Raw genomic sequence first — 26153 nt, 5'->3', positions numbered from 1 at the left:
CTCTCCGTCGGAAAGAAATTTCTTTTAAGTTTCTTCTCTCTCTTCGGAAACCCCGATCTTGTTAAAGAGTTTTTGCTTAACCTGCATATCATAAACCCGCCATTTCAGGGTGTTATACTCTTCCCCTCCGGTCCCTGCCAGGAAAAAAATAGGAATTTCAAAGCCCCGAACCTTTTGACTCTTCCCCTCGTAATAAACCTCAATCTCCCCTCGCCCGAAGGCCTCCCGGAGAAACTCATCGGGATCTAAAGTGAGTTTTCGGGTTCTAAACGAGCCACTTAAAACCTCTCGATTACCGTTCTGCAAAATCGCATAGACAATGGCGGTATGGACATTTTCTTCAGTTAAGAGAAAGTCTGCGGCCTGGTGAATGGCATTGCGATCTTCCGCACGGAGATAGCCGACACCGGCGATACTATAATTTTGTTTGATGACTCTACTTTCCAGGGCCTTTTGGATTACATCCATCACCTTCTTGGAGCGGGATTGGTTGACAATCTCCTCCAGCAAACTGGAATCGGCATAGTTGCTTAAAAACGCAACAGCCTGAAAATCCTCCTCTTTAGCCCAAATATACCGATCGGTTTTGTACATAATTCCATACATCAGGGCTGTTGCGCACTTGATATGGGTTGGATTCGATCTTTCTAATTTTAACAGACCTTTTTTTAAATAATCGGTATAAATAAAGGAAGTTGAAGAGGCTTTTCGGATGTCATGGAACTCAGCATGGATAAAATCCTCTTCTTCATGGTGATCTATGACAAGGATGGGTTTAACGTGGCTTGCTTCCAGGATCTGACGAAGCGTAGTCGTTGTGCCCTGGGTACCTATGAACACACTCCCATCGTAGCCCGAGAAATCCAGAGTCTCCGAATAACGGATTAATTCAATATCTAAAAGCTTAACGAGGACAATATCTTGGGGATTATTAATTTTACCCCAGTAAAAGATATCTGCACTGATATTGTACTGGAGACTGATCAACTGATGCGTAAAAGCAGAAGCAATGGCATCGGAATCAGGAAAATCCGGAATAATAATCGCATGCTTTTCTCCTCGATGGGAACCTAATACCTTATCAAGCTCCAACTCTTTACCGTTCATGGAGTTGACAATCGAGCGAGATGCCACCTCCTCTCAGGACTTAATCCAGTTGATTTAAAAGGATCGGCTTATTCTCGTCTCCAGAAGTTTCTTGGATAAAGTGCAGAAGATTTTCTATATATTTTTGTTTTTCCTCTGAAGGGAGTTCGAGAGAACGAATTTTTAGAATAAGTTTGTGGGAAATCGCTTTAATATCCTGTTTAGCTTTGGCATTTTTCTTTTCTCGTTCTAGTTTGGTCATAAGTTCTAACTCATTTTTTATTCGGTCCCAATCTACATCGACGGTCTTAATACGTTCCTTGGCTAACTCGATTTGCTCATCTATATTACACTCTAAAGCAAATGAGTAGAGGACCCTTTGGCGATAACCGCTACTTACTTTATAAGCATTATGAACCAATAAGGCTTTCGTGAAATTTTTTTTTAAAAAAGCCATGGAAACCTTTGAAAGGACAGGGTATAGGAATATGGAGGTATAGAGGTATGGGAGGGCGGGAGTAGAGAGGTAGGGAAGTAGGGGAGTATGGAAGCCATATCTCCCATACTCCCACACTTCCACTCTTCCACTCTTCCATACTCCCATACCCCCACACCCTCATACTCCCATACTTCCCCACTCCCCCATTTCCCTCTAAGAGTCTCAAGCCTCGCTTACTATGGAAAGGGGTATATCTTTAAAAAGTCCGTAATCAGCAGGTAGAGCATAAAGAAGAAACTTCCCGCAAAAAACAGAGTGACGGTTATTTTCACCCATTTTTCTTTTTCAAGGGAACTCATGATTCAACTCCCTCCTTTATTTTACCATAAAACATGATTTTACGCTATAATTGTTGAAGGAGTTTTTTTAAATCCGGAGCCATGTTTTTATGACAAATTAACACCTTACCCTGGGAGCTCACAATAATAAGATCAGAAATACCAAAGGTCGAAATAAAAATATCCTTTGCGTAAATAATACAGTCCTTTGTTTCAACCCCCCGATGATTACCCACGACGATGTTTCCATTTTCATCTAAAGGAAGAACGCGATCCAGGGCTTTCCAGGTCCCTACATCATCCCAACGAAAATCGGCAGGAATCATTAACACCTCGGGAGCCTTTTCCAGGATTCCGTAGTCGATTGAAATCCTTTCGAACTGCTTGAATTCCCTCTGGAGGACTTCCTGTTCTTCTGGGCTTCCTAAAGAGCCTTTGATCCGATCCAAACCTTGCCATAAAGCCGGCATAAAACGGCGCAAAAGGTCTTGAATGGTTCTATTCCTCCAGATAAAGATCCCGCTATTCCAGTAATAAGAACCTTCTTCTAAATATTTTGCCGCAGTGGCAAAATCAGGTTTTTCTATAAATTTCTGAACTTGAAACACCTCCCGGCCCTGCAAGGTAATTTTTTGATTTCCGACCAAAATATATCCATAACCGGTCTCCGGGCGGGTAGGCTTAATTCCAAGGGTTACAAGATAAGATCCTTGCCTGGCTACTTCAACGGCCAGGGTCAGCGTGCTTAAAAATTTATCTTGATCCGGGATATAATGATCGGCAGGAATTACGATCATGATGCTTTCCGGATCTCGCTTTTCCAATTGAAGGGAGGCCAATCCGATACAAGGGGCGGTATCTCGACCCATGGGCTCGGTAATAAAATTTGGTTCAGGAAGTTGAGGTAACTGCTCTCTGGCCAAAGAAAGGTGTTCTTTTCCCAAAATCACCAGAATATGTTCGGTTGGAACCAAAGGGAGAATTCGATGGACCGTCTGTTGGATCAAAGTTTCGGATCCCAGAATTTTAATAAAGGGTTTAGGTTCTTCGGGTGTACTCAAGGGCCAGAAGCGCTCCCCTTTTCCACCAGCCATGATCACAACGTATACATGTTCCATTTTTTAACTACAAAGGACCCCGAAGGGGGTGGGAGTGTGGGAGGATGGGGGTATGGAAGTGTGGGAGGATGGGAGTATAGCCATTCTCCCATCCTCCCATACCCCCATACTTTAATTGGCTCTCCCATAATCATCCTGCAATCGGGTAATATCGTCTTCCCCCAAGTAGGTTCCATACTGAACTTCTATAATAACGACCGGTTTTGATCCAGGATTGGTAATTCGATGAACTCCTCCCTGCGGAATGAAGGTGGCTTCGTTGGGGTGTAACTCCATCTGATTCCCGTCTAAGGTTATTTGAGCCGTACCTTCTTCTACGACCACCCAGTGTTCTGCTCGATATCGGTGTTTTTGTAAGCTTAACCGTTGACCCGGTTTAACCTCTAACCGTTTGACTTTATAATTTGTTCCTTCATCCAGTAAGATCCAGCGTCCCCAGGGTCTTTCATCCCTTCGTCGACGATTTTCCTCGAGATCTTTGAGACCCTGGAGGGCAGCATAAGCGGCTCCCAAGACTCCGGCATCGCCTCCACAAAGTGCCCGGCGAATTTTAACCCGTCTGGCCAGGGCCTTATAGGCCCGGGTCTGGATTTGTTTTTCTGTCTCGGGGATAAAATATTCCCAAGAATCGGTAACGCCACCTCCTAAGATGATCAACTCGGTATTAAAAATCTGAATAAGATTGACCAGCCCGATGCCCAGGTACCGCCCCATTTGGGCAAAAATTTGCCTGGCCTCCGGGTCTCCCGCCTTGGCCAGATTATGAAGATCTTTGGCCGATAATTCATGGACATTATGGGGAAGTTTCCCCCGAAAAGCCCCGCGACGTAAAGCTTCCTTCGACATTCTTTCGAGGCCTGTAGCCGAAGCATAGGTTTCCAAACACCCATACCCCCCACATCCACAAGGGGGCCCCTCCGGATCTACCACCATATGACCTGCTTCCCCGGCCATCCCATCGGCTCCATGGAGGATCCTCCCGTCCACAATGATTCCACTTCCCACGCCAGTTCCCAGGGTAAGACAGCAAAAATGCCGGCTCTCCTTTCCGGCTCCCATCCATAACTCTCCCAAGGCCGCCGCATTGGCATCGTTTTCAATCCAAAGGGGTAAATTCCAGTGGTTCTTTAAATAAGTCTTTAAATCAAAATCATCCCAATCAGGAAAATTAGGGGATTGAACCACGATTCCCTCTTTAATAATACCGGGAACTCCAAACCCAATCGCCACGGGTTGCCATCCCTTGGGCTGAAGAGATCTTTGAATTTCTTCTACCGACTTTAACAGATCTTCCAGGACTTTTTCTCGTCCTCGATGAACCTCCGATCTGCCTTCAGATTTCTGGATAATCTCCCCCTCTCGAGTAATGGCCGCTACCCTTAAATTAGTCCCACCCAGGTCAATGCCTATAATATAATCTTTCATAGTTATTTCTACTGGTTTTTCTCCATCATGTTGTGGGAGAAGGAAATCAAAGCGTTTTTACAAGATGATGAAGCCGAGCGAAGATATGACTAGCCAAAACCGGTCATTCAAGATTCTTCATCCTGAACCGTCTGTTCCTCACCGGGCCCCTCTTTATTAACCACCTGCTCCCGAACCGGAGTCTTTAGAGGGTCAATCTCGGATCCTGGATAAAAAATCCCCCTCTTTCTTAGCTCTCTGAGAAGCGATCTGTGGCTAATAAAAATCTAACCCCGAAGAATGCTTCTAGCTCCTTCAGAAGATTTCAGATACCCACGGCTCCACCGGGTCTATCTAAACCTGACGTCAATACCTGAAGGCAACACCTGAGAAATCCCTACCTCAAGGCAGGATTTCGTGCTTTTTCAGATAAAACCTGAAGACACCCCCCCTTAAGGAGTCTATCGCAGGCAGCTAAAATCAGAGATCTTATCCCATGCTTATCGGTGAGGGTCCTCCTTCCTTATTGGTATAAAAATTTACTGAAGTTCTTTATAAATTGTCAAGAGATTTCCTAGGGGTAAAAAAATAGCCTGTAGTTTAACCCCACAGGCTATCTAAAAAAGAAGAATAGATCCAGATAGACAGGATCTGATGTTTAAACTTTGGCTTACCTATTCAACTTTAAAAACTTTCCCGGAAAGTTTCTTATCTCTGCTGAATCTGATGTTTAAACTAAGGTTTACTTATGCAACTGGCCAACTTAAACCTGTTTCAAACATTTTACTCGATAATTCCCAGGATATCTTCCTCCCGCATAATCAGGTATTCCACATCATCCAATTTTACTTCCGTACCGGCATATTTACCAAACAAAACCTTATTACCTACTTTCACTTCTAAGGGTTGAATTTTTCCATCTTCCAGAACCCTTCCCTTACCTACCGCAATTACCTCACCTTCCTGAGGTTTTTCCTTAGCGGTGTCTGGGATGATAATGCTTCCCTTTCTTACTTCTTTCTCTTCAATTCTCTTAACCAAAACACGATCATGCAATGGACGAATCGTCATACTTTAACCCTCCTTTTATTTATATTCTGTCGCTGAATTTTAATTTCCGTCTCTTGATCAACCGGTTTACCAAACAACCCTGGTTGTTAGCACTCGATGTTAAAGAGTGCTAACAACTAACCACAAAATAAGATCGATACGGTACAAAATCAAGCCTAAAAAAACTTAAATATTTCTAAAAAGAAATCATCTAAGTAAATTAAAGAGATTTTATTTAAGTTTTTGAGTTTTTTTAACTTTTTGCTCTCCCTTTAAAGAGAGTGCCGGGGAACGGATCTAAAACTTCTCTCCGATCCCTAGGGTATCCCCGTAGGAAAGGCAATGGGTAGTGTTGGTCCACCCTCTCAGAGACAATGTTTTCACAGCAAATAGGTAGGAAGTATTTGAGAGGTGACCCGGTTTTGAAGTAGTAAAATGCTATTTTTTTAAAATCCCCTACCCCTCCAAATTCATCCGAGAAACATTGACAAAGCGTAGTGAACAAATTAACTTTAAGTCAGGATAAATTTTAGAGGAGATTTCTCATGTTCATACGACGAGTTGTAAACCGTTTATTTTTTGTCCTTATTAACGGCTTTATTTTATTAACTGTTTTTTATAATCCCGCCTTCTCCATCAGATCCATCTATTCGGATTCTGGAAATTATTCCCCCCCTGCACCTGGGATCCTGGAGAAAAAAAACCTGACTCGAACCGCCGATCCTGTCATCATACAAGGAAAAGATCTAAAGATTCTTCTTGGGAAGTCTATCTCGAATATTCGGGTTTATGCAGCGCTTCAAGGGGTCCTGATTCCTATTCCTTATCAGATTGATGAGCGCGATGCCTCAAACAACTGGGTCTTACCCCGGGGACCTAAAGCCAATCTAGACAAGGATCATGAGCTGTTGGATGAAAACGATGAGCTGGTGTTCATGGCCAAGGATCTAGGCGATCGGATCGCCAAGGAAAGCTGGATTTCGGGTTATGAGATTGGTCTGGAAGTCGAGGTTCGAGACCCTTTAACAGCCTGTCGAGGCTGGGCATATGTCTTTTATTTTTCTAATCCTCCGGAAAGATCTCCTCTGGACTATGTTCGATATACCCTTAGTTCCAGCGAACATATCATTTCAACCGATTATTATCTGGTCAGCTCTCCGCCGGAAGGAGCCTACTATACGAAACTCCTCATCACGGAAGCCGGAGGGGGGAATGGAAAGAATCTCATCAAAAAATCCCGTATAGAAGGGCGGGCTCGATTGGAATGGTTTTTCTTGTTAGGAGCCATTAAAACCTTCAAGCGAGATGAAGACGATATCCGATTCAGACTGAGTGCTTACAAAGATGGACCCGTCCGGGTGATCATACGAGGTAAACCTGAACTGGAACTTATCTTGGGAATTAAGCTTCCTTCGGAAGAAGTGGATTCTATTTATTACTTAAATCACTTTTACTATACCAATATTATCCATAGCCCCATTAAATTGAGTCGCTACTGTTCGCAGGCCTCGGTACTGGGAGCTCTGGACTTTAACGAAAACGCCCTGGGGATGAAATTCTATAACTCCAATAACCGGCAGGGAGTGGTTTTAGACGGGGTCATGTCGGAGGCCGAAAAAAATCTGGATCGTAGCCATCAAGAATGGTCGGTACTTACAGGCAAACAGGGGAGTTTTATGACCGTTATTCAACGGGGGCCTACGTTGAGCCAACTGAAGGGGGAACTTGTCTATATAGATACCATGAACCTCTTACCTGATGGGAGTAAACAGCTTTTTATCCGTATTGGACATCTTTTTGATCTATTAACGGTTGATAACGGTCGGCATCGTTATCAAGTCTACTTTTATTTTCTACCTTCTTATCACCCTGGTGATGAGACAGCTTATTTAAATATTACCCATCATCCCTTAGAGTTCTCTATCCGAGAGGAAACAAGTATAGAAATGGGTTTACTCCAACCCAGGAAAGTATTTTAGGTGTTATACCATTTCTCTGTTGAACCTTGCAGGCCTCACTTTCTTTTCCTTCTTCTGAAGCTTCAGGAGAGGGGAACGAGGGGGAGGGTGAGGTGGGTTTCCTGTTTAAGGGTGATCCCCAGGATCGCCCGGCAGGTTAGACAACCTTTCTATTTAGATTTAGGATGAGAAGTCAGGGGTCCGGTGGCATTTCGACTTCTGACCCTCCGGTAATCAATAAATTTCTAAATCAGAAGCAGATGAGATTCGAACGTATTACCGTAGATCCCCGGGTATGTAGTGGTAAACCCTGTATCCGTGAGCTTCGTTTCCCGGTTTCACGCTTGCTGGGGCTTTTAGCCTCCGGAGAGACCCAAGAAACCATCCTGAGAGCCTATCCTTACCTGGAAGCCGAAGATATTTTAGAGGCTTTAGGGTATGCAGCTCGCCTTGCAGAAGAAGAAACGGTCGAATTTTTGCCATGAGATTTCTTGTCGATTTGATGCTATCTCCGGAGTTGGCCTTTTGGCTTATCCTGCAAGGCCACGACGCCATTCATGCCATTGACCGGGGACTGAGTCGAGACTCAGATGCGGCTCTTTTAGCCTATGCCCGAAAGGAGCATCGTATTGTCATCACAGTAGCTACGCTGGATTTGAACTATTCCAAAATTCTGACTTTAGCACAGGCCGAAGGACCCGGTCTGATTCTCTTTCGAGGCGGAAATTATAGCGAACAGGAGGTTATAAAATACTTGAAACAGGTACTTGAAACCACGGCAAGTATCGAATTATCCAATTCCATTGTAATCATCGACAAAGGGGGGATCCGTCGGAGACGTCTTCCTCCCGAATCCAGTCCTTAGTAAAGGAGCGGGATCCCCCCTCCCCCATAAGGAGGAATCCATGATTCAGCCTGGTATAAATTACGTACCCTTAACTCCCTTAAGCTTCTTAGAGCGGAGTACCTATGTTTTTCCGGAAAAAACGGCCATTATTTACAACGAGACCCGGTATACCTATCGGCAATTCTCCCAAAGAGTTCATCGACTGGCCCATGCCTTACAAAAAGCAGGAGTTACCAAAGGAGACCGGGTCGCCTTTTTAGTGCCCAATACTCCTCCACTTTTGGAAGCCCATTATGGGGTTCCCCTGGCCGGAGGTATCCTAGTGGCCATCAACATCCGACTCAGCCCGGAGGAAATTGCCTATATTATAAACCATGCCGAGGCCAAGGCTTTTTTTGTAGATGTCGAATTTGCACGCTTCATCCAGCCTATCCAGGAAAAAATGAAGAGTGTTACCACCTGGGTTAACGTGGTAGATGAAAACACGGGAATGACTCGGTCCTCTCCCCTTCTACCAGGTCCCGATTATGAAACTTTTCTTCAAGAAGGGAAAGAAGAACTCCCCGGAACCTGGCCTGAGGATGAGAACGAAACCATCACCATCAATTACACCAGTGGAACCACAGGTCAACCCAAGGGAGTCATGTACACCCATCGAGGAGCTTATCTGAATGCCCTGGGAGATGCCCTGGAGTTAGGGTTGAATAGTCGGAGCGTTTATCTCTGGACACTTCCCATGTTTCACTGTAATGGTTGGTGCTTCACGTGGGGCGTAACTGCCACGGGAGGAACCCATATTTGCTTACGAAAAGTAGACCCCGAGCAGGTCTTTCGGCTGATTGAAAAGGAACGGGTATCTCATTTCTGTGGAGCCCCCGTGGTCCTCATTGGTTTAGCCCATCATCCCATGGCCAATCAAATTCGATTTTCCCACCCGATTAAGGTAGCAACGGGAGGAGCTCCCCCTTCGCCGACCATCATCCAAAAGATGGAAGGAATGGGAATCCAAGTCATTCACCTTTACGGTTTGACCGAAACCTACGGACCTAATACGGTCTGTGAGTGGCAACCCCACTGGGATACTCTGGATCAAGAAACTCAGGCCCGGTTGATGGCCCGTCAGGGGGTCTCCCATATTACGGCGAAACTTTTTCGAGTTGTCGATGCCCATCTGAAGGAGGTACCCGCCGATGGTAAAACCATGGGAGAGGTAGTCATGCGAGGAAATACTGTCATGAAGGGGTATTTCAAAGATCCGGAGGCCACCGAAGCGGCGTTTCAGGGTGGTTGGTTCCATAGCGGTGATTTAGCGGTACTTCATCCCGATGGATATATGGAGCTTAAAGATCGAAAAAAGGATATTATTATCAGTGGTGGGGAGAACATCTCAACCATCGAAGTGGAGAACGTTCTCTATAAACACCCCGATGTCCTGGAAGCCGCTGTGATTGCCATCCCCGACGAGAAATGGGGAGAAGTCCCCAAAGCCTTTGTCACACCTAAACCAGGAACTCATCCAACGGAACAGGATCTCATTAATTTCTGTCGAGAACACCTGGCCCATTATAAATGCCCTAAAGTGGTAGAGTTCTGCGAGCTGCCCAAAACTTCCACAGGAAAAATCCAAAAGTATGTGTTACGGGAGAAAGAGTGGAAGGGGTACGAGAAACGTGTGCATTAACCCCGCACCCTTTTATTCAGAAATCTAAAGTCAAAATAACCTCCGACTTTGGATGACCTCGGGCTTCCGGCTTTGAGGCAGTTTTAAAAATTTAAACTTTTTTTTTGACTTACTTAAAGGAATGATTCTATCATAATTTCGTTACGGAACGGAATAATAAAGGCAATGACAACCGTTTGTGTAGACTCGGGAGAATAATATCCTGATCCCGTTACTTAACAGAATAGTTTAAGAAAATCGTGAAGAGAAAAGGAGGGGATGTCCAAATTATGAAAATTCGAATCAAAAATCAGGAGGAGTTAAACAGTCGCAAATTTCTTCTCGATGGGTTCCAGGTCCATTGCGACATCTGCCAATCTCCAGCCTCGCTGGAACTCGTCATTCATCATCGATACTTTACAAGATTATTCGTAACGGTTCAAACCGTCTGTCCTCGCCAATGTCGTCCACCCAGCGGTTATAGCACAATTATTGATGGGGTAGGTCGTGAGTATGCCGGAATTAAATTTAAGGATTTTACCATTTCTTGTGACCGATGCTTTTCAGCTCGAAACGAAATCTTTTTAAGGCCACAAGAAATGAAGGTTTCCTGTAAAGCCTGTAATTATACGGCTACTTCAGAATTTTTTCGTTTTGAGTAGGACCTGAACGCTATGAACAGAATAAACTTACCTTTTCACGCTAAGGGCCTCAAGCTTCATGGTTATATCGGACTCTTTACGCTGGTGGTGGCCGAAGTCCTGATGTTTTTGAAGGTTGAACCCTTTGTCACTTTCTTTTACCCCTTTGCCTGGTACGGGTATATTCTCTTCCTGGATAGTGTTATCTTCAAGTTAAAAGGTCAGTCCTTGATCGTAAATCGACCCAAAGAATTCCTCCTGATGTTACCCTGGTCCGTTTTAGTATGGCTGGTGTTTGAGGTGTACAATATTTTTATTCAAAACTGGCGTTATGTAGGTTTACCCCAATCCTTGGGAGTTAACCTGTTAGGTTATACCATTTCCTTCGCCACCGTACTTCCCGGCATTTTTGAAACCACCGACTTTATCGAAGCCCTGGGGATTTTTCAAGGTTCCACTACGAAGAGATGGAAAATCACTCCAAGATTGCTTTACCTATCCCTGGGAATCGGCGTAATTACCTTGATTGTTCCTTTTTTATTTCCCACATATACCTTCCCCCTGGTCTGGGGGAGTTTCGTTTTTTTCCTGGATCCCATCAACTACTGGTTGGGAGAGAAATCCTTACTCCGGGATCTGGAAAATGGACGTTTAACTAAGATCTACTCTTTGCTGTTAGCCGGATTGGTTTGTGGATTTCTCTGGGAATTCTGGAACTACTGGGCCGGATCCAAATGGGTTTACACCGTCCCCTTTGTCGGAGATTTCCTAAAAGTTTTTGAGATGCCCTTATTAGGCTTCCTGGGATTCCCACCCTTTGCCTTAGAGTGTTATGTTATGTACAACTTTATCCTGCACTTTCAAAAACCCTACAGGTAAAAAATCATAAAAAGTAAATATCCAGGCCTCCGTCCCTTCTACTTCCTATCTTCTATCCTTGACAAGGGAGGGGAGATACTGCATTATGATAAATAAAGCTACCTTTTTACGATACTTTTGCAGAAATCTCAAACCACAGAGGCATAGAGAGCCCGATAAGATCAGAAGTTAGACTTTCCTCCATGTTTCTGTACCTTTAGGGAGAATCGTAAAGGTACAGTTTTTTAAAGAGTTAAGATAAGAAAGCTTCGAAGAGGATCAGGTAGGGGGGATAAAAATGTTTTGGTATCCCTTAATGAAGGATTATTATAAGATCCTGGAAGTCCATCCAGAAGCCAGCGGTGAGGAGATCAAAAAAGCTTATCGATTACTGGCCTTGCAATATCATCCGGATCGAAACCCAGGGGATAAGGAAGCCGAGGAAAAGTTCAAAGAAATCGGTGAAGCCTATGCGGTTTTAATGGATAAAGAAAAAAGAGGGGAGTATGATCGGGCCCGGAAGCGGTCCCTGGAATATCACCTTCGGGTTACCTCCCCCCGGCGTAGGGGTTATGCACCGGAACCCCTGGTACGGGATTTTTTCCATGATCCCTTTGCCGATTATGTTTTCAATCGGCTATGGCAGGAGTTGAACCGATTGCAACAATGGTTGGAAGAAGCCCCCTGGGAGGATTTCTTTTTTAGATGGTAAAGGAGTCCTGAAATGCCACGAAATGTATTTAATAAAGACTATTACGGAATCCTTGGAATTAAGCCGGAAGCCAGCGAAGAAGAGATAAAACGGGCTTACCGGCAATTAGCCTTTAAATATCATCCAGACCGAAATCCCGGAAATAAACAAGCTGAAGAGAGGTTTAAAGATATCAGTGAAGCCTATGCGGTTTTAATGGATAAAGACAAGAGGTGGCAGTACGATCAGTTAAGAAATTCCCCATGGGATTCGACCCATACAGGACAGACCTACAGCCAGGGTTTCAACTATTCCCAGCAAGATATTTTGAGGGATCTTTTTAATAACCCCTTGACCCGGGATATTTTCGATCAACTCCATGAAGAGTTTAGCCGGATGGGGCTCCGACTGGATCAGGCTTTCTGGGACCATCTACTTTCCGGCGGGAAGAGAGGTGGGATCAATACCTTTATCTTTACAACCCCCGGCGGGGTTTTCTATCGAAGTTATAGACCTTTTAACGGGACCTGGGTCAGATCAGAAGCCGGAGAAACCAGAGGTCAACAACCTGCAGGTTTTCTGAATCAGTGGGCGAAAAAAATAGGTCGGAAGGTTGGGCATTATCTCTTAAAGAAACTCGCCGGAATTCTGGAAGCCCCGGCCGAATCGCCTCAAAAAAAGGGTTTAGATCTCTTTTCGGTTCTTTCTATTTCCCTTCAAGAAGCCATCCACGGCACCGAAAAAATCTTTAATTACCAGACCAATGGAAAGACCGAGAGGGTAAGAATTAAAATTCCGGCTGGAATTCGGGCAGGAACCCGATTGCGGTTGAAAGGGAAGGGATTGAAAACCCGGGATGGGGCCGTAGGGGATTTATATCTGGAAATTCAAGTGTCCTGATAAAGGACCCAACAAAGGACCAGGCAAAAGGTGAAAGGCGAAAGGTGAAAGGGTCAAGCGGATCTTTCCTTTCACCTTTTTTACCTTTTACCTTTTACCTTTTTAAGGCTATGGGCTATGAATATATCCTGGTAGAGAAAGAGGGGGCCGTGGGAACCATCACGCTGAATAGACCTAAAGTATTAAATGCTTTAAATCCGGCTCTCATGAAGGAACTTGCAGAGGCTTTGGAAACCTGGGAGGCAGACCCGGAGCTGCGGGTGATTATCCTGACCGGGGGAGAAGAAAATTTTGCCGCAGGGGCCGACATTAAAGAGATGGTAACCCGGGATGCCGTTCAGATGATGCAGGGAGTCCATGGGAATACCTGGCAACGAATCCGTAAAATTACCAAGCCTATGATCGCAGCGGTTAGTGGATACGCCTTGGGGGGAGGTTGCGAACTGGTTATGTGTTGCGACATTGTCATCGCCTCTGAGTCGGCCAAATTCGGGCAACCGGAAATTAAGTTGGGAATTATGCCGGGGGCCGGGGGAACTCAAAGGCTTCCGCGACTGGTTGGAAAACATCGGGCCATGGAGATGGTCCTGCTGGGGAATTTTATCGATGCAGCTCAGGCCGAGCGATGGGGTCTTGTTAACCGGGTGGTTCCAAAAGGGCAGGTCGTTGCGGAAGCTAAGAAGTTAGCGGCTGAACTGGCTAAACGTCCACCCCTGGCCGTTAAGATGGCTAAACAATCGATCCTTCACGGCCTTAATGTTGATCTGGAAAGTGGCCTGGCCATTGAGTCTCAGTGCTTCAATCTTCTTTTTGCCACTGAGGACAAAACAGAAGGAATGAAAGCGTTTATCGAAAAACGAGAAGCCCACTTTAAGGGCCAATAAGAGGGGTAGTAACGGCTTTAGTCGTTCTTAAACCAGTCACTTTAGTAACGTAAACGACCAAAATCATTACTACACATCCTTATGAAAAGGACCGATCAAACACCGACGAACAATAAAACTCTTTTAGCCTGGGTTGAGGAAATGGCAAAACTTTGCCAGCCGGATGAAATCGTGTGGTGCGATGGCTCTGAGGAGGAGAAAATTCGGTTGACACAACAAGCCATAGAACGCGGTGAAGTAGAAGAGCTGAATCAAGAAAAATTACCGGGTTGTTTATATGCCCGGAGTGCTGAGAATGATGTGGCTCGGGTTGAACACTTAACCTTCATCTGCTCAAGATCCCAGAAAGATGCAGGGCCCACCAACAACTGGATGGACCCCCGAGAGGCCTATAAAAAGTTAGGGGATATCTTTAGAGGTTCCATGAGAGGAAGAACCATGTACGTGGTTCCGTTTCTTATGGGCATTCCCGGATCCCCCTTCAACAAGATCGGAATTGAGCTTACCGACAGTATTTATGTAGTCCTGAACATGCGAATCATGACCCGGATGGGTAAGGTGGCTTTGGATGAATTGGGTTCCTCCTCCGATTTTACCAGGGGTTTACACAGTAAGGCTGACCTTCGCGTGGATCGGCGTTACATCTGTCATTTTCCAGAAGATAATACCATCTGGAGTGTGGGATCCAATTATGGAGGTAATGTCTTACTCGGGAAAAAATGCCTGGCTTTGCGGATAGCTTCCTGGTTAGGGAGAAAAGAAGGGTGGATGGCCGAACATATGCTCATTGTAGGCGTGGAAAATCCCCAGGGAGAGATCCACTACCTGGCCGGAGCTTTTCCCAGCGCGTGTGGGAAAACAAATCTGGCCATGTTGGTCCCACCCCCCTCGCTACGGGGTTATAAAGTCTGGACGGTGGGAGATGATATAGCCTGGCTGAGGATTGGATCAGACGGAAGATTATGGGCCATTAACCCGGAAGCCGGTTTTTTTGGAGTTGCACCGGGTACCAATTGGAAAACAAATCCCAATGCCATGGCTACCATACAGAGAAATACCATTTTCACCAACGTTTTAAAAAAGCTGGATGGTACGGTTTGGTGGGAGGGTCTCGAAGATCCTCCTGCAGAAGGTATTGACTGGAGAGGAAGACCCTGGACACCGGCCTCCGGAGAAAAAGGTGCCCATCCCAACAGCCGGTTTACCGCTCCAGCCTCCCAATGTCCTTCCATATCACCCGAATGGGAAAATCCCAGAGGTGTACCAATCAGTGCCATTATTTTCGGTGGACGCAGAGCCCGGGTCGCTCCCCTGGTTTATCAATCCTTTGATTGGCAACATGGGGTCTTTGTGGGGGCAAGTATGGCCTCTGAAACCACGGCAGCGGCCACCGGTCGCGTAGGGGTGGTTCGTCGGGATCCTATGGCCATGCTCCCATTCTGTGGTTATAACATGGGAGATTATTTCAGACACTGGCTCAATATGGGAAAAAAAATACCCTATCCCCCGAAACTCTTCCACGTAAACTGGTTCCGAATGGATGAAACCGGCAAATTTATCTGGCCCGGATTCGGGGATAACCTGAGGGTCCTGGAATGGATTATTGAAAGAGCCACTGGTAAGGCCGAAGCTGTAGAAAGTCCCATCGGCTATCTGCCCAAAGCCAGTAGTATCAACCTGGAAGGCTTAAATATCTCCAGGGAAAAACTCGAATCGACTCTCTTAAATATCGATCTCGATGATTGGATCGCAGAAGCTGAAAGTCAGAGGGAATTTTTCAATAAAATCGGGGATACCTTGCCTCAGGAAATTTTACAGGAGCATCAGAAACTTCTCAAACGCCTCAAAAGAGGGACTTCAGTCCTGGTATAAGGACTGAAAAGCCCTGTCAGGGGCAGACGGTTGGGAGCCCTCGACGCAAGTCGGGAGATTCAGAATTCATAATTTTTTCAAGTTAAACAGGCTGCCCCGTCGGGGCTAACAGTCTTATCCTGGCCCATAGGGGGATAGGGGTGTTTCTTCTTCCACTTACTAAATTGATACAGCTACCCCGGGAACCCGAGTGTTGATAGACAGAAAAGACCCGTCTCGACTCCCACACTACCTAATTTTATTCATGGGTTACCAGGTGGATTCGCTTAATCTGGATGAGAATCCAAGTATTCCCTGTGTTAAGCTACAACCTCCTAAAACCTGCCCTATAGCCGACTACCGGGTCGTGGGAACTATTGTCTCCTTCTACCCCGGTTGGATGGTCCCGTTTATCTTTTATTTCTTCCCTCCCCTGGTCATGAAAGAGGGGGAACTCCCCCCAAACTATAGTAAATTTTAGAATTGCATAAAAATATCTCTTTTTGTTTCAGATTGATTAAACTCTTTTAAAACTTAAGTGTCTATTTGAATGAAAGGATTTTACACTTAACTAATTTTTATTAATCGAGATTAACGTTTATTTGTGAAAGAGTTATCAAACAAACCCATGAAATAGAGGTAAGGTATGAAGTTTCATGAATTCGTTTCATCCAGAAGAGAAAAGTTAGGTCTAAACAAAAAGGAACTGGCTGAGAGAGCAGGGATTTCCGATGCTTATATTAAACATATCGAAGATGGCATGCGAATTCCAAAGGACATGCTCATTCTATATAAATTGGCAGATGCCTTGAAGGTAAATCGGGAGTGGTTCCGTGACTTCGCCTATTTTAATCGGGATGCTCGAGAAGCCTCTAAGTATTTAAATGAAGAGTTTATCCTGCAGGGTGAAACTGGTGGAAAACCCTACATGGGGGTTACCCTTTCGGCTCAGGACAAAGAGCTTTTGCAGGCTATTGAAGGTTTGGGTGAAGATCAAAAGAAGATGATCTTATCCTATCTCCAAACCCATGCCACCTTCGATGGACTTATTTTTGAAGGACAGCATTTCAGTCGGAAAGACCTCCTCTATAAAATTGTCGATAGACTGGTAGGAAAGGACGAAATTTTCTTGAAGAAGGTGCTCGACTATATTGTAGCCATCTTATATATCGAAGACAGAGAAGAAAAACTTCCCCTCTATGATGTTTTGAGGGAAGTAGTGGGGGTCGAATAGATCCTAAAAACCGAATCGTAGAGCAGGATCTTCCTCCCTTATTCTTCCATGGTACCCAAAACTCTGTCTTGAGTCCTTTTCCGGTTTTACGACCAAACCCGAGGATAGGAGGGGCTGGCCTATCAGTTGGGTGGTTTTTGTAGAGGGTAAGGATGGAGATTTGAAATCTATTCCCCATCGGGCTATTGGGAAATTTGTTACAAGGGTTGAGGAGAGGCTACGTTGTATCTCTTTTTCTTCCCGTTCAGGGGAAGATAAGGTGGGAAGGCCAGCATGGAGGATCCAGGACAGATCCTGGGAAGAGGGTTGGAGAACCCCTGAAAGGTCGCGTGGGCTATCGGGTGTTATTACCGGACTGGATTTCCCCGATGAGTTTTTTTTCTCCTTTGGAAGCCGGCAGAGATTGTAAAGCTCTTTGATAATATTCTCGGGCTTTTCCGTCTTCTTTTTTGGCCTGATAAATTTCCGCAATTTTCCTTAAAGTATAAGAAGTCTGGGTTTCGTTACCCAGGGCCTGGTTTACCGTTAAAGCCCGTTCATAATAATCCAGGGCTACATCCAGATGGCCCTGGGTTTTTTGTATTTCTGCAATATTCATAAGCCCTGCAGCGATTCCTTCCAAATTCTCAATTTGCTTATCTAACTCCAAGGCCTGTTGGTAATACTCCAGGGCTTTATCCAGATCCCCCAGAGCCTGATAAACGGCACCTATGTTATTCAACCGGATAGCCATCCCGGCCTTATTTTTAAGCCTGGTATCAATTTCCAGGGCTTTTTGATAGTTCTTCAAGGCATCTGGATAATATCCCTTTTGTTTTAACCAGTGGCCTATATTATTCAGAGAAACGGCGCGACCTGCGTCGTCATTGATTTTTTCACTGAGATTTAAAGCCTCTTGATAATATTTCCAGGCGGTCGCCAGGTCTCCTCGGGTTTCGTAGATACCTCCGATATTATTAAGATTCGCTACCACGCCCGCCTCATTTCCGGCCTGCTTATTTTCTTCCAAAGCTTGTTGATAATATCGAAGTGCCTGATCCAGGTCTCCACGGCGTTCATAAAGGGCTCCGATATTATTTAAACTTGCTGCAACACCTCGACGGTTATCTATCACCCGATTGATCTCCAGGGCCTTTTGATAATTCTCCAGTGCCTGCTCCAGATGTCCTTCTCGATAATAGTCAAAACCTTTGTTATTGAGTTTGATGGCTTCTTGAGCCAACTCGGGCATTTTTTGGATGGGTCCTCCACATCCACTCAGGACCAGTAAGGTCATCCAAAGGGTAGAGAGGAGCTTTCGAAGTTGGGTAATTATTTTCTGCAAAATGTAAAACGTAGAGATAAACCGTAAAACGCACTACGTAAAGCGTTCACCGTCTCCTATTACGTTTTACGTAGTGCGTTTTACTTCGTTGATTTTTTAGCCTTCTCTGCGACAGGTTCCGGCCGGTTTAGCGAACCCGGGGTTTCATGAGGGTACGGCTGATCTCGTTTATCCATGGTGATCACTTTGGCCGATTCTTCTCTATCCACATAGCCACGCAGGAGCCAATGTTTCTGTGCAGCCTCCATGACTTTGTTTGCACCATCGACGGCTTCTTGACCGGTATGGACGATCTCCGGGATATTCGAAGAAGCTTTTCGAATATTCTCCGAAGTAACCACCACATTATCCAGGATCTTATCTCCTTTTTTAACCAGAGTCGGGAACTGTTCCAGAGATTCTTTTAAGGCGGCGGAGCTTTCCTTGATGTAGGCAGAACTTTCCTGGAAGTTATTCATGGTAGTTTGGAGGTTAGGTGTTAGTTTAGAGAGTTGGGCTGTGAGTCCTTCAATTCGTTGAGCGGCCACTTCCAGTCTACTGACCACCTTTTTGCTATTCCCAAGCAGGTCCGTGACCTGTTGGTAGAGTGTTGGATCGCTAATAAGGGCTCCCAACGTCCCTTTACCCGTATTAACCTTTTCCAGGATCTCATTGGCATGATCCATAGCAGAGCTCAGGGTATTCCCCTGGGATTTGAGTTTTTCTGTAACCGTAACCACATTAGCCATGATTTTCTTCGCGTCTTCAATAGCCGGTCCGATTTGATCTAGAACCTCTGTAATTTCAAAGGCATCTTGAGAAGGAAGCACACTGCCTGGAGGGGCTATTTCGGCATCTGGAGAGCCCACCTTAATTTCTACCGTTCGATCTCCCAGCAAACCTACCGATCCAATGGTAGCCAGAGAGTCTTTTCGGATCTGTTCCCGGTACCTTTGTTGAATACTCATGGTAACCACGATTTTCCCTTGGCCATTAAACCGCAGATCTTCCACATTTCCGACTTCGATGCCTGCCAGTCTTACCGGAGAATCGACCCGAAGTCCTCCCACCCTGCTGAAAATAGCCTGGACTTTAAACCTTCCTTCCAACAAGTTCTGTTTACTGCCGACAAAAAGGATCATCAAAAACAGAACAATCAAACCACTAAGAATAAATGCACCCACGAGGGTTTCTGCATAGGGAAATTTCTTCTTTGCCATGATAATAGGATCAAGGATGAATTATAAAGGAGGAAGGAGAGGTCTAGCCCAGTTTCCTCCTTCATCTTTTATAATTCATCCTTTTTTCTTCCCTCTCCGAGTCCCATGGATAAATTGTTGGACTTCTTGATAAGGGCTATTCTGGATTTCATCCACCGTTCCCACAGTAAGAATTTTTCCTTCGTGCAACATGGCAATTCGATCTGCCACATAAAAAGTCGTTCGAATATCGTGGGTTACCACAATAGAAGTGACTTGAAATTCTTGCTGAAGATTCCGAATCAACTCGGCAATAGTATCCGAAGTGACCGGATCCAGGCCGGTGGTGGGTTCATCATAGATAATAATTTTAGGATTTAAAGCCATGGTCCTGGCCAGGCCAACCCGCTTTTGCATACCGCCACTGAGCTCGGAGGGCATTTTATCTTCGATTCCTTCCAGCTCCACCCATTTTAACTTTTCAGCTACCAGCCTTTGAATCTCATCTTCCGAAAGTTTGGTATGTTGTCTTAAAGGAAAGGCCACATTTTCTCCGACGGTCATGGAATCATAAAGGGCAGCGCCTTGAAACAGGAAGCCGATTTTCAACCGAACTTGATTCCACTCCTTTTCACTTTGAAACTGGGTCACATCCTGGTTCTCTATGAGAATACTCCCTTCATCGGGTGTGAGAAGCCCTACCAGCATGCTGACCAGAACAGACTTGCCCCCGCCGCTTCTCCCCAGGATAACCAGGGTTTCTCCTCGATGGATGGTTAAATCAACTCCCCTCAACACCTCCTGACTGTTGAAGGACTTTTTGATTCCCTGCATGATAATGATTTCCTCAGGGTTTGCCTGTAGGGTAGTCAGATCGAAAATTTCCGGAGTTTCCAAATTGGGCATTTAAATTCCCTCAATAAACAGTTGCAAAAGTCGGGTCAAAAAAACATCAGAGATTAAAATCATCAGCGAAGCAGAAACCACCGTAGAGGTGGTGGAGAGACCTACACCTTCGGTCCCACCCGAGGTATTAAAGCCATGGAAACAACCTACCACGCCGATAATCAGCCCAAAAAAAATGGTTTTAAAAAGCCCTGGAATCAAATCCGTATCCAGGGTAACATAGCGAAGGGTCGTATCCCAGTAAAGTCGGGAGTTAATCCCTCCGAGACTCACCCCGATCAACCAACCCCCCAGGATTCCTAAGGCATCTGCAAACACGGTTAAAATGGGAAGACTTATCATACAGGCTATTACCCGTGTGGTTACCAGGTATTTCGTGGGATTGACGGCGGATACCCGGAGGGCATCGATTTGTCGGGTTACCTTCATGGAACCCAGTTCAGCACTGATTCCCGAACCCGCCCTTCCTGCCACCATGAGCGCCGTTACCACAGGACCCAACTCCTTAACTATGGCAAGCCCTACGACCGCAGCCAGGTAATTGATGGCCCCAAATTTCGACAGAATCCAGATGGTCTGCATGGCCAAAACTAAACCTATGGCCAGGGCCGATATGGAAGTTAAACTAATAGATTTGACTCCAATAAGATAAATTTGTTTAATGGTTTCTCGAATAAGAAAAGGAGGTACAAAAGTCCATCTAAACGTATCGGCTAAGAAAAACAAAAGCCGTCCTACATAATTACTAAATTCTATGATGGAACTCCCGATGGATGAAACCAGATTTTTCATGCTCGGTCTGTTATCCGGGTCCCCTTGTAAGCTACCTCTTCCCAGGTAGTTATGCAAACAACAGGCCACAGATAAACTACAGGTATCTACTTTATAGGGTACTTAGGTACCAGCTTTCTGTCAAGGTTTATATCCTCAGGTACAGGCTTGACATTTCAAAACAGGGGCTATAGCATAGAAGGGATGGAACTTCAAGCCAGGCTCAAAAAACTTCAAGATAATATTGAGAGGGCCGTTATCGGGAAGGCTCAGGTAATCAGGCTGGCCCTGACGACCCTTCTTGCCAGAGGCCACCTTCTCATTGAGGATGTACCAGGGATTGGGAAAACTACCTTAGCCCATGCTCTGGCCAGGTCTATCCACTGTACGTTTCATCGTATCCAGTTTACCAGTGATTTACTTCCTTCGGATATCATTGGAGTGTCCATTTATAATCAACAGAAGGGAGAATTTGAATTTAAAAAAGGGCCTATTTTTGCCCATGTGATCCTGGCCGACGAGATCAACCGAACGACTCCAAAGACCCAGAGCTGCTTACTGGAAGCCATGAGCGATGCCCAGGTCTCGGTAGATAATATCAGTTATCCCCTTCCTCAACCTTTTATGGTGGTGGCAACCCAGAATCCCATCGAACATCATGGAACGTATCCACTTCCGGAGTCTCAATTGGATCGCTTTATGATGCGCATTCGAATTGGGTACCCGTCGGAGGCCGATGAAAAGAAGATCCTTCAAAATCAGCGGTTACATACTGCTGTGGAAGATTTAAAACCGGTTTTGACCGCCGAAGAAATCCTCGAATTGCAGAAACGGGTAGATCAGGTTAAAATGGAGGATAGTTTATTGGACTATGTCCTGGCCATCTTGGGAATGACCCGCAAATCCAAAGTTTTCAAGCTCGGGGCCAGTCCTCGGGGAGGATTGATTCTTTGTAAAGCCGCAAAAGCCCTGGCGCTTATGGAAGGGCGGGATTACTGTATCCCGGATGATATTAAGAATTTAGCCGTCCCTGTACTGGCCCACCGGGTGGTCCTGAATACTGAACTAGGCTCGATGGGAACCTATGAAGATGCGGAATCCGCCATCCAAGAGGTTTTGGAAAGTGTCCCGGTACCCATTTAAGATTTTTTGTAACGTTTTGCCTTCTTCCCCTTCCCCGCACCCCTGGTCCCTCTCCATGCTGGGGGAGAAGGGCAAGAGCCTGAAGAGTTAAGATTTTTTTAGCGTTAATCCTTGACGAAGGGATCAAAAGGTCATGAAATATTATCTTAGCAGGCTAAAGTTCTGCTTAATCAAGTCGGTTTTAGGTCTTCCTTAAACGGGCTATCAGAAACAGGCATTTTCAGGTCTTGAGGGGTCCGTTTCGCGATGAGACCTCTCAAGACCTCCTAACCAGGGAGGTGACTATGCAAAAATTGAACCTTTGGAAACTTTTTGTTATAGTAACTATAGCCTTAACGGCTTTAGATTTTATAGCCTTTGCTCAACAGCAAACCGGTCAACCCCAGTCCGGTCAGCCCCAGGCAAGCCAACCCCAAGCCGGTCAATCCCAAACGGGTCAAACCGGCAGTCTTCTTCGGGATCGGAAAACCTTAACCCTGGAATTGGCTAAAAAAATGCTAGAAGCTGCGGAGGCTAAGGCGCGGGAGAACGGCTGGAAGTTAAATATTGCCATCGTCGATGACGGCGGTAATCTTTTAGCTTTCCATCGTATGGATGGAGCTTTCTTAGGAAGTATTCAAATTGCCATGGGTAAAGCCCATACTGCCGTTGCCTTCCAAAGGGAAACCAAAGCATTTCAAGAAATCGCCCAACCTGGAGGTCGGGCCTATGGAATCCAGAACATCCCCGGGATCGTTATCCTGGAAGGGGGACTTCCCATCAAAGTGGGTGAGGAAGTCATCGGGGCATGTGGAGCGAGTGGAGCCCGAGGGGATCAAGATGCAGAAGCCTGTCGAGCCGCGTTAGATGTCTTTGCAAAAGAGGTATCAAAATAACTTTTTGACGCGGGGATGCAGGGACACGGGGACACGGAGACGCGGAGACAGAATTCCTTATGTTCTTGCCTCCTTAAATTCTGTTTTTCCCAGTTTGTTTTTCCCAGTCCCTGCATCCTCGCGTCCCCGTGTCCCTGCGTCCCCGCGTCCCTAAGCCCCTACGTCCCAAAACCCGGGTCTCTATAGGCCAAGTGGATTCCTTCGTTTTTTCTTACGACTTCGGGAAACACGCTCAACTTCCTTTTTTAAGTCATTATATTTATCTTCGAGGTTATTTATTTTATCATTCATGCCGATCATCATGTGCGTAAGCTCTTCCATGAGAGAAGATTTCACATCGGCTTGGATCGAGTTCCGAGCTTCTTCAAGCCGAACCACACGCCGATCTACATGCCCTATATTATTTCGAATGTTCTCCATCCCGTCTATCATGCGATCCATTTTCTTCTCTAACTCTTCGACGGATTTATTGATGTTCGCCAAGTTTTTCAACCCCTCAAGAATCTCTCGCATCATACCGACTCTCCTTACCCGTTAAGATTTTATAATTTTCAAAGCCTCATCGGCTTTTGTATTTAAATTCTGCAGTTTGCCCGATAGCAAATGAATGTAGGCTAAAAAGGCATTACTCATTAAATTGAAAAGATAAAACTTATACCCTCTGGCTTTTGTCATTGGATTCAGGAGGGTTGATCGGGCGGTGGTCTCTTTAAAACCGGTGGGAAGTCGTTTTAAACTTTCTGAAGATTCCTCCTTTAGAGAGGTAATAACCTCCACAAGTTCCGACATTTGTTTCCGGTTTAAACCTTCTCCTCTCGAAGAAAAAATTTTCCTTCTACTTCTCTCCATAAGAAAACCTCCCCTGGCAAGAATTAATCTATAAGCTACCCCTTCTCTGGATTCTCTACTCTATAGGAAGTGAGAGAACTCTGTCAAGTGTTTTAAGTTAAAAATTTAATTTTTGTTTGTTAACCCCACAGGCTGTGGGTCTTGAACCCGCGGTCCCCTATCTTTACGATCCTTCTCGAAGAGGCTCTAAAATATCGACCACACCTTTTACAGCGTTGGCGGCTTCTCTGGGTTTATTTTGATTGAGAAAGTAAACGGCCTCATTGAGTCGAGATTGGGCTTGTTGGATTTCATTTCCATACTCTGGATATTGCTGTTGTAGAATATCCAGAGTATCCTGAGCGGTTCGAATACTTTGAATAGCCCCGGCTATATCTCCGGTTCGGAAACGGTCCCGGGCTTGAAGCAAATCCTCTTTTACCATTTTCAAATTCTCTCTCCTATCCCGTTGAGTAATTGCCGGCCTGGATTCCAGGATTTGCTTGTTGGGATCCAGGGCATCCAGGGCAAGGGTAATCGAAGCCCTGGCCTGATCTGGTTTTGCCTGATTAAGAAACTGAAGGGCATCGTTCACCTTATCCTGGGCTTCCTGGAGCTGTCTTTGAAGCCTATTCAAGTTCTCGCGTGCGCGGACCAGACGCAGGGTTGCTTCTACGATATTATTATTTTCAAAACTTCTCTGCGCTTCCTGTAAATTGCTAAGAGTTCCCTGATAAAATCCCACCGGAGAGCCCTGGCGATTGAGGGGTTGAATTTCACGGGATGAAAGCTCCAGGGGATTCCAGAAAGTAAAACTTAAAAGAATGGGTAAAAACGAAATTAAAATTTTGGTTTTCATGATCGACGGATCCTCCTTAAGAAGAAACCTCCTTCTCCCTTCCGCAAGGAGGGATTTAGGGGAAAGTAAGGCCGCTTTAATCTCCCTTGGAAAGGGATAGGAGAATGCTTAGATAGAAAAAGGTTATAAAGGATAAATTCTTACAAATCAGGAATAAAATAGCTACATTTTCTTTGAACGTCAAACATAAATTGGCATTCAAGTAAATTTTATACACATCCCCGGAAAGGCATAAAAAAACCCCTAACCCGAGTCGAAACCCAGGATAGGGGCTTAATCACCCACTTTCTGATGAGTTGGGGTTCACAAATTAATATATGTTTGTTTTTATTTTCTTCAAGGGAAAAATTAACAAACTTTTATTTTTTACAACTTCTGTTTTTTAAGTGGCAGTCTGGAAGGCCCGGAAGCAAAGGCCCGAACACTCTTCATAAATTTTATTCCGGGATCGGTCAGTCGGTATTTCCACCTGTTCTCCTGCCTTTGGGAAGTATCTTCAAAAAGATAAATCAGCTTGATATATTGATCCACTCCCCGGGTTTCCAGATGAAAGGTATCATTCCCCAGGTTGTAAAGATCCTCTCGTGTGCACCCCACCTCTTGTTGGAGTTGTTGAAGGGTAAGACCGGATGGATTTTTATACAGTAAGATGAGAATCGACTTTTCCACCTCAGACAATTGGGTTACCGTTCGGATTTCTTCCATAAGGTTCTATCTCCGATGTTCTTCGAGTTGATGCGAAAACAGATGAGAACTCTCCGGCTATAGGCTTTAAGAGTCTCTCCGGGAAGGTACCTCCTAAAAATTCTTTAACAGACTCTTAATTATAAAAATACATCTGGACAACAAGCTATGCAATTATTTGACCAGATTTTTCTCGTTCCCAGCTTCTGCTCCATACCGGGGACTTATATCAGGCCGGTAGTGAAATGGAGTATAAAGCAGGCCCAATCCCGTACCCATGGAACTAAGAAAGGGGAAAGCCTTATTTTCGACCTAAACGCCCCCCATGCCCCCTCGAGGGGGGACTAGGAGGTGTTCCCTATAGGCGTCGGGATAAGAAGGTTAATCCTGGCGTGGGAGAGGAGCCGGGGGCATACGTGCCAGGTTAAGCTGAAAAACCTTGTCAGGGGCGAACAGGGTTTCAGTCATTCAGAATTTTTTTCAAGCTCCCAAGGAAGCCTCCCTTTCCTCTATTATCCCCCCTTCCCCCCCCATGCGGGGAAATTCTCCCCGTACACGGGGGAAGGAGGCAAGAGGGATTGAGGAGCGGCCTGTGAACAGGTCACCCCGCCGGGGCTAACCTTCTT

General features: G+C 45.4%; 25 protein-coding genes and 1 pseudogene. 13 read left to right on the top strand and 13 right to left on the bottom strand.

The genetic code is table 11. From position 1 onward, the window contains the following. Positions 1 to 24: 24 nt before the first annotated feature. From VNM22_03280 to groES, 5 genes are all read right to left on the bottom strand, one after another. A complete protein-coding gene (locus tag VNM22_03280) occupies positions 25 to 1134 on the bottom strand; it encodes a hypothetical protein (GenBank protein ID HWP46162.1) in 1110 nt (369 codons plus the stop codon). Between the two features lie 13 nt (positions 1135 to 1147). Beyond that, a complete protein-coding gene (locus VNM22_03275; GenBank protein HWP46161.1) occupies positions 1148 to 1690 on the bottom strand; it encodes a hypothetical protein in 543 nt (180 codons plus the stop codon). A gap of 238 nt (positions 1691 to 1928) precedes the next feature. Continuing rightward, entirely contained in the window at positions 1929 to 2981 is a 1053-nt protein-coding gene (locus VNM22_03270) for a mannose-1-phosphate guanylyltransferase (protein ID HWP46160.1), read from the bottom strand. Positions 2982 to 3092: 111 nt separating this feature from the next. After that, positions 3093 to 4406, bottom strand: a complete 1314-nt coding sequence (locus VNM22_03265) for an ROK family protein (GenBank protein HWP46159.1) — start codon at positions 4404 to 4406, stop codon at positions 3093 to 3095. A 762-nt stretch (positions 4407 to 5168) separates the two neighbouring features. Next, positions 5169 to 5456, bottom strand: coding sequence for a co-chaperone GroES (groES, locus tag VNM22_03260; GenBank protein ID HWP46158.1), 288 nt, complete (start codon positions 5454 to 5456; stop codon positions 5169 to 5171). Positions 5457 to 5980: 524 nt separating this feature from the next. Here groES and VNM22_03255 point away from each other — a divergent pair. The 11 genes and pseudogenes from VNM22_03255 (at position 5981) to VNM22_03205 (ending at position 16959) form a co-directional block, all read left to right on the top strand. Next, on the top strand, positions 5981 to 7414 hold the full coding sequence (locus VNM22_03255) for a hypothetical protein (protein ID HWP46157.1): 1434 nt from the start codon (positions 5981 to 5983) through the stop codon (positions 7412 to 7414). Positions 7415 to 7653: 239 nt separating this feature from the next. Then, on the top strand, positions 7654 to 7878 hold the full coding sequence (locus VNM22_03250) for a DUF433 domain-containing protein (GenBank protein HWP46156.1): 225 nt from the start codon (positions 7654 to 7656) through the stop codon (positions 7876 to 7878). After that, positions 7875 to 8258, top strand: coding sequence for a DUF5615 family PIN-like protein (locus tag VNM22_03245; GenBank protein ID HWP46155.1), 384 nt, complete (start codon positions 7875 to 7877; stop codon positions 8256 to 8258). Before VNM22_03250 ends, VNM22_03245 begins: the two co-directional genes overlap by 4 nt. 40 nt (positions 8259 to 8298) lie before the next feature. After that, positions 8299 to 9921, top strand: a complete 1623-nt coding sequence (locus tag VNM22_03240; protein HWP46154.1) for a long-chain-fatty-acid--CoA ligase — start codon at positions 8299 to 8301, stop codon at positions 9919 to 9921. A 269-nt stretch (positions 9922 to 10190) separates the two neighbouring features. Next, complete coding sequence (locus VNM22_03235; protein HWP46153.1) at positions 10191 to 10562, top strand: hypothetical protein; 372 nt, start codon at positions 10191 to 10193, stop codon at positions 10560 to 10562. A 12-nt stretch (positions 10563 to 10574) separates the two neighbouring features. Beyond that, positions 10575 to 11420, top strand: coding sequence for a hypothetical protein (locus VNM22_03230; protein HWP46152.1), 846 nt, complete (start codon positions 10575 to 10577; stop codon positions 11418 to 11420). 295 nt (positions 11421 to 11715) lie between these two features. Next, positions 11716 to 11913 (top strand): annotated as a pseudogene (locus VNM22_03225) (DnaJ domain-containing protein). Positions 11914 to 12123: 210 nt separating this feature from the next. Next, positions 12124 to 12990 (top strand): DnaJ domain-containing protein, encoded by an 867-nt coding sequence (locus tag VNM22_03220; protein HWP46151.1) that lies wholly within the window; start codon positions 12124 to 12126, stop codon positions 12988 to 12990. Between the two features lie 110 nt (positions 12991 to 13100). Further along, complete coding sequence (locus VNM22_03215; GenBank protein HWP46150.1) at positions 13101 to 13874, top strand: enoyl-CoA hydratase-related protein; 774 nt, start codon at positions 13101 to 13103, stop codon at positions 13872 to 13874. An 81-nt stretch (positions 13875 to 13955) separates the two neighbouring features. Continuing rightward, positions 13956 to 15746, top strand: a complete 1791-nt coding sequence (locus VNM22_03210; GenBank protein HWP46149.1) for a phosphoenolpyruvate carboxykinase (GTP) — start codon at positions 13956 to 13958, stop codon at positions 15744 to 15746. A gap of 625 nt (positions 15747 to 16371) precedes the next feature. After that, entirely contained in the window at positions 16372 to 16959 is a 588-nt protein-coding gene (locus VNM22_03205; protein ID HWP46148.1) for a helix-turn-helix transcriptional regulator, read from the top strand. A gap of 334 nt (positions 16960 to 17293) precedes the next feature. Here the strand turns inward: VNM22_03205 and VNM22_03200 are convergent, their stop codons facing one another. The 4 genes from VNM22_03200 to VNM22_03185 all read right to left on the bottom strand — a co-directional run bounded on the left by VNM22_03200 (position 17294) and on the right by VNM22_03185 (position 21159). Continuing rightward, complete coding sequence (locus VNM22_03200; GenBank protein HWP46147.1) at positions 17294 to 18283, bottom strand: DUF2225 domain-containing protein; 990 nt, start codon at positions 18281 to 18283, stop codon at positions 17294 to 17296. 80 nt (positions 18284 to 18363) lie between these two features. Further along, positions 18364 to 19482 carry an MlaD family protein gene (locus VNM22_03195; protein ID HWP46146.1) on the bottom strand — a complete coding sequence of 373 codons (1119 nt, stop codon included), beginning with the start codon at positions 19480 to 19482 and terminating at the stop codon, positions 18364 to 18366. Between the two features lie 75 nt (positions 19483 to 19557). Beyond that, on the bottom strand, positions 19558 to 20367 hold the full coding sequence (locus VNM22_03190; GenBank protein ID HWP46145.1) for an ABC transporter ATP-binding protein: 810 nt from the start codon (positions 20365 to 20367) through the stop codon (positions 19558 to 19560). Further along, on the bottom strand, positions 20368 to 21159 hold the full coding sequence (locus VNM22_03185; protein HWP46144.1) for an ABC transporter permease: 792 nt from the start codon (positions 21157 to 21159) through the stop codon (positions 20368 to 20370). Between the two features lie 183 nt (positions 21160 to 21342). Between VNM22_03185 and VNM22_03180 the strand changes: the two genes are divergently transcribed. After that, positions 21343 to 22281: a MoxR family ATPase gene (locus VNM22_03180; GenBank protein ID HWP46143.1), complete on the top strand. Its 939-nt coding sequence runs from the start codon at positions 21343 to 21345 to the stop codon at positions 22279 to 22281. Positions 22282 to 22565: 284 nt separating this feature from the next. Beyond that, complete coding sequence (locus VNM22_03175) at positions 22566 to 23156, top strand: heme-binding protein (protein ID HWP46142.1); 591 nt, start codon at positions 22566 to 22568, stop codon at positions 23154 to 23156. Positions 23157 to 23336: 180 nt separating this feature from the next. Here the strand turns inward: VNM22_03175 and VNM22_03170 are convergent, their stop codons facing one another. The 4 genes from VNM22_03170 to VNM22_03155 form a co-directional block, all read right to left on the bottom strand. After that, complete coding sequence (locus VNM22_03170; GenBank protein HWP46141.1) at positions 23337 to 23672, bottom strand: hypothetical protein; 336 nt, start codon at positions 23670 to 23672, stop codon at positions 23337 to 23339. An 18-nt stretch (positions 23673 to 23690) separates the two neighbouring features. Further along, positions 23691 to 24005, bottom strand: a complete 315-nt coding sequence (locus VNM22_03165; protein HWP46140.1) for a hypothetical protein — start codon at positions 24003 to 24005, stop codon at positions 23691 to 23693. A 163-nt stretch (positions 24006 to 24168) separates the two neighbouring features. After that, the gene (locus tag VNM22_03160; GenBank protein ID HWP46139.1) at positions 24169 to 24843 is read right to left on the bottom strand and encodes a hypothetical protein; all 675 of its coding nucleotides are present in this window, start codon (positions 24841 to 24843) and stop codon (positions 24169 to 24171) included. A gap of 366 nt (positions 24844 to 25209) precedes the next feature. Further along, positions 25210 to 25548, bottom strand: a complete 339-nt coding sequence (locus tag VNM22_03155; GenBank protein HWP46138.1) for a hypothetical protein — start codon at positions 25546 to 25548, stop codon at positions 25210 to 25212. Between the last annotated feature and the right edge of the window lie 605 nt (positions 25549 to 26153).

This window comes from Candidatus Limnocylindrales bacterium (assembly GCA_035559535.1).
Lineage (GTDB): Bacteria > Moduliflexota > Moduliflexia > Moduliflexales > JAUQPW01 > JAUQPW01.
Note: the sequence above shows the minus strand (reverse complement) of the source record. Positions and strands in the feature narration are given on the sequence as shown.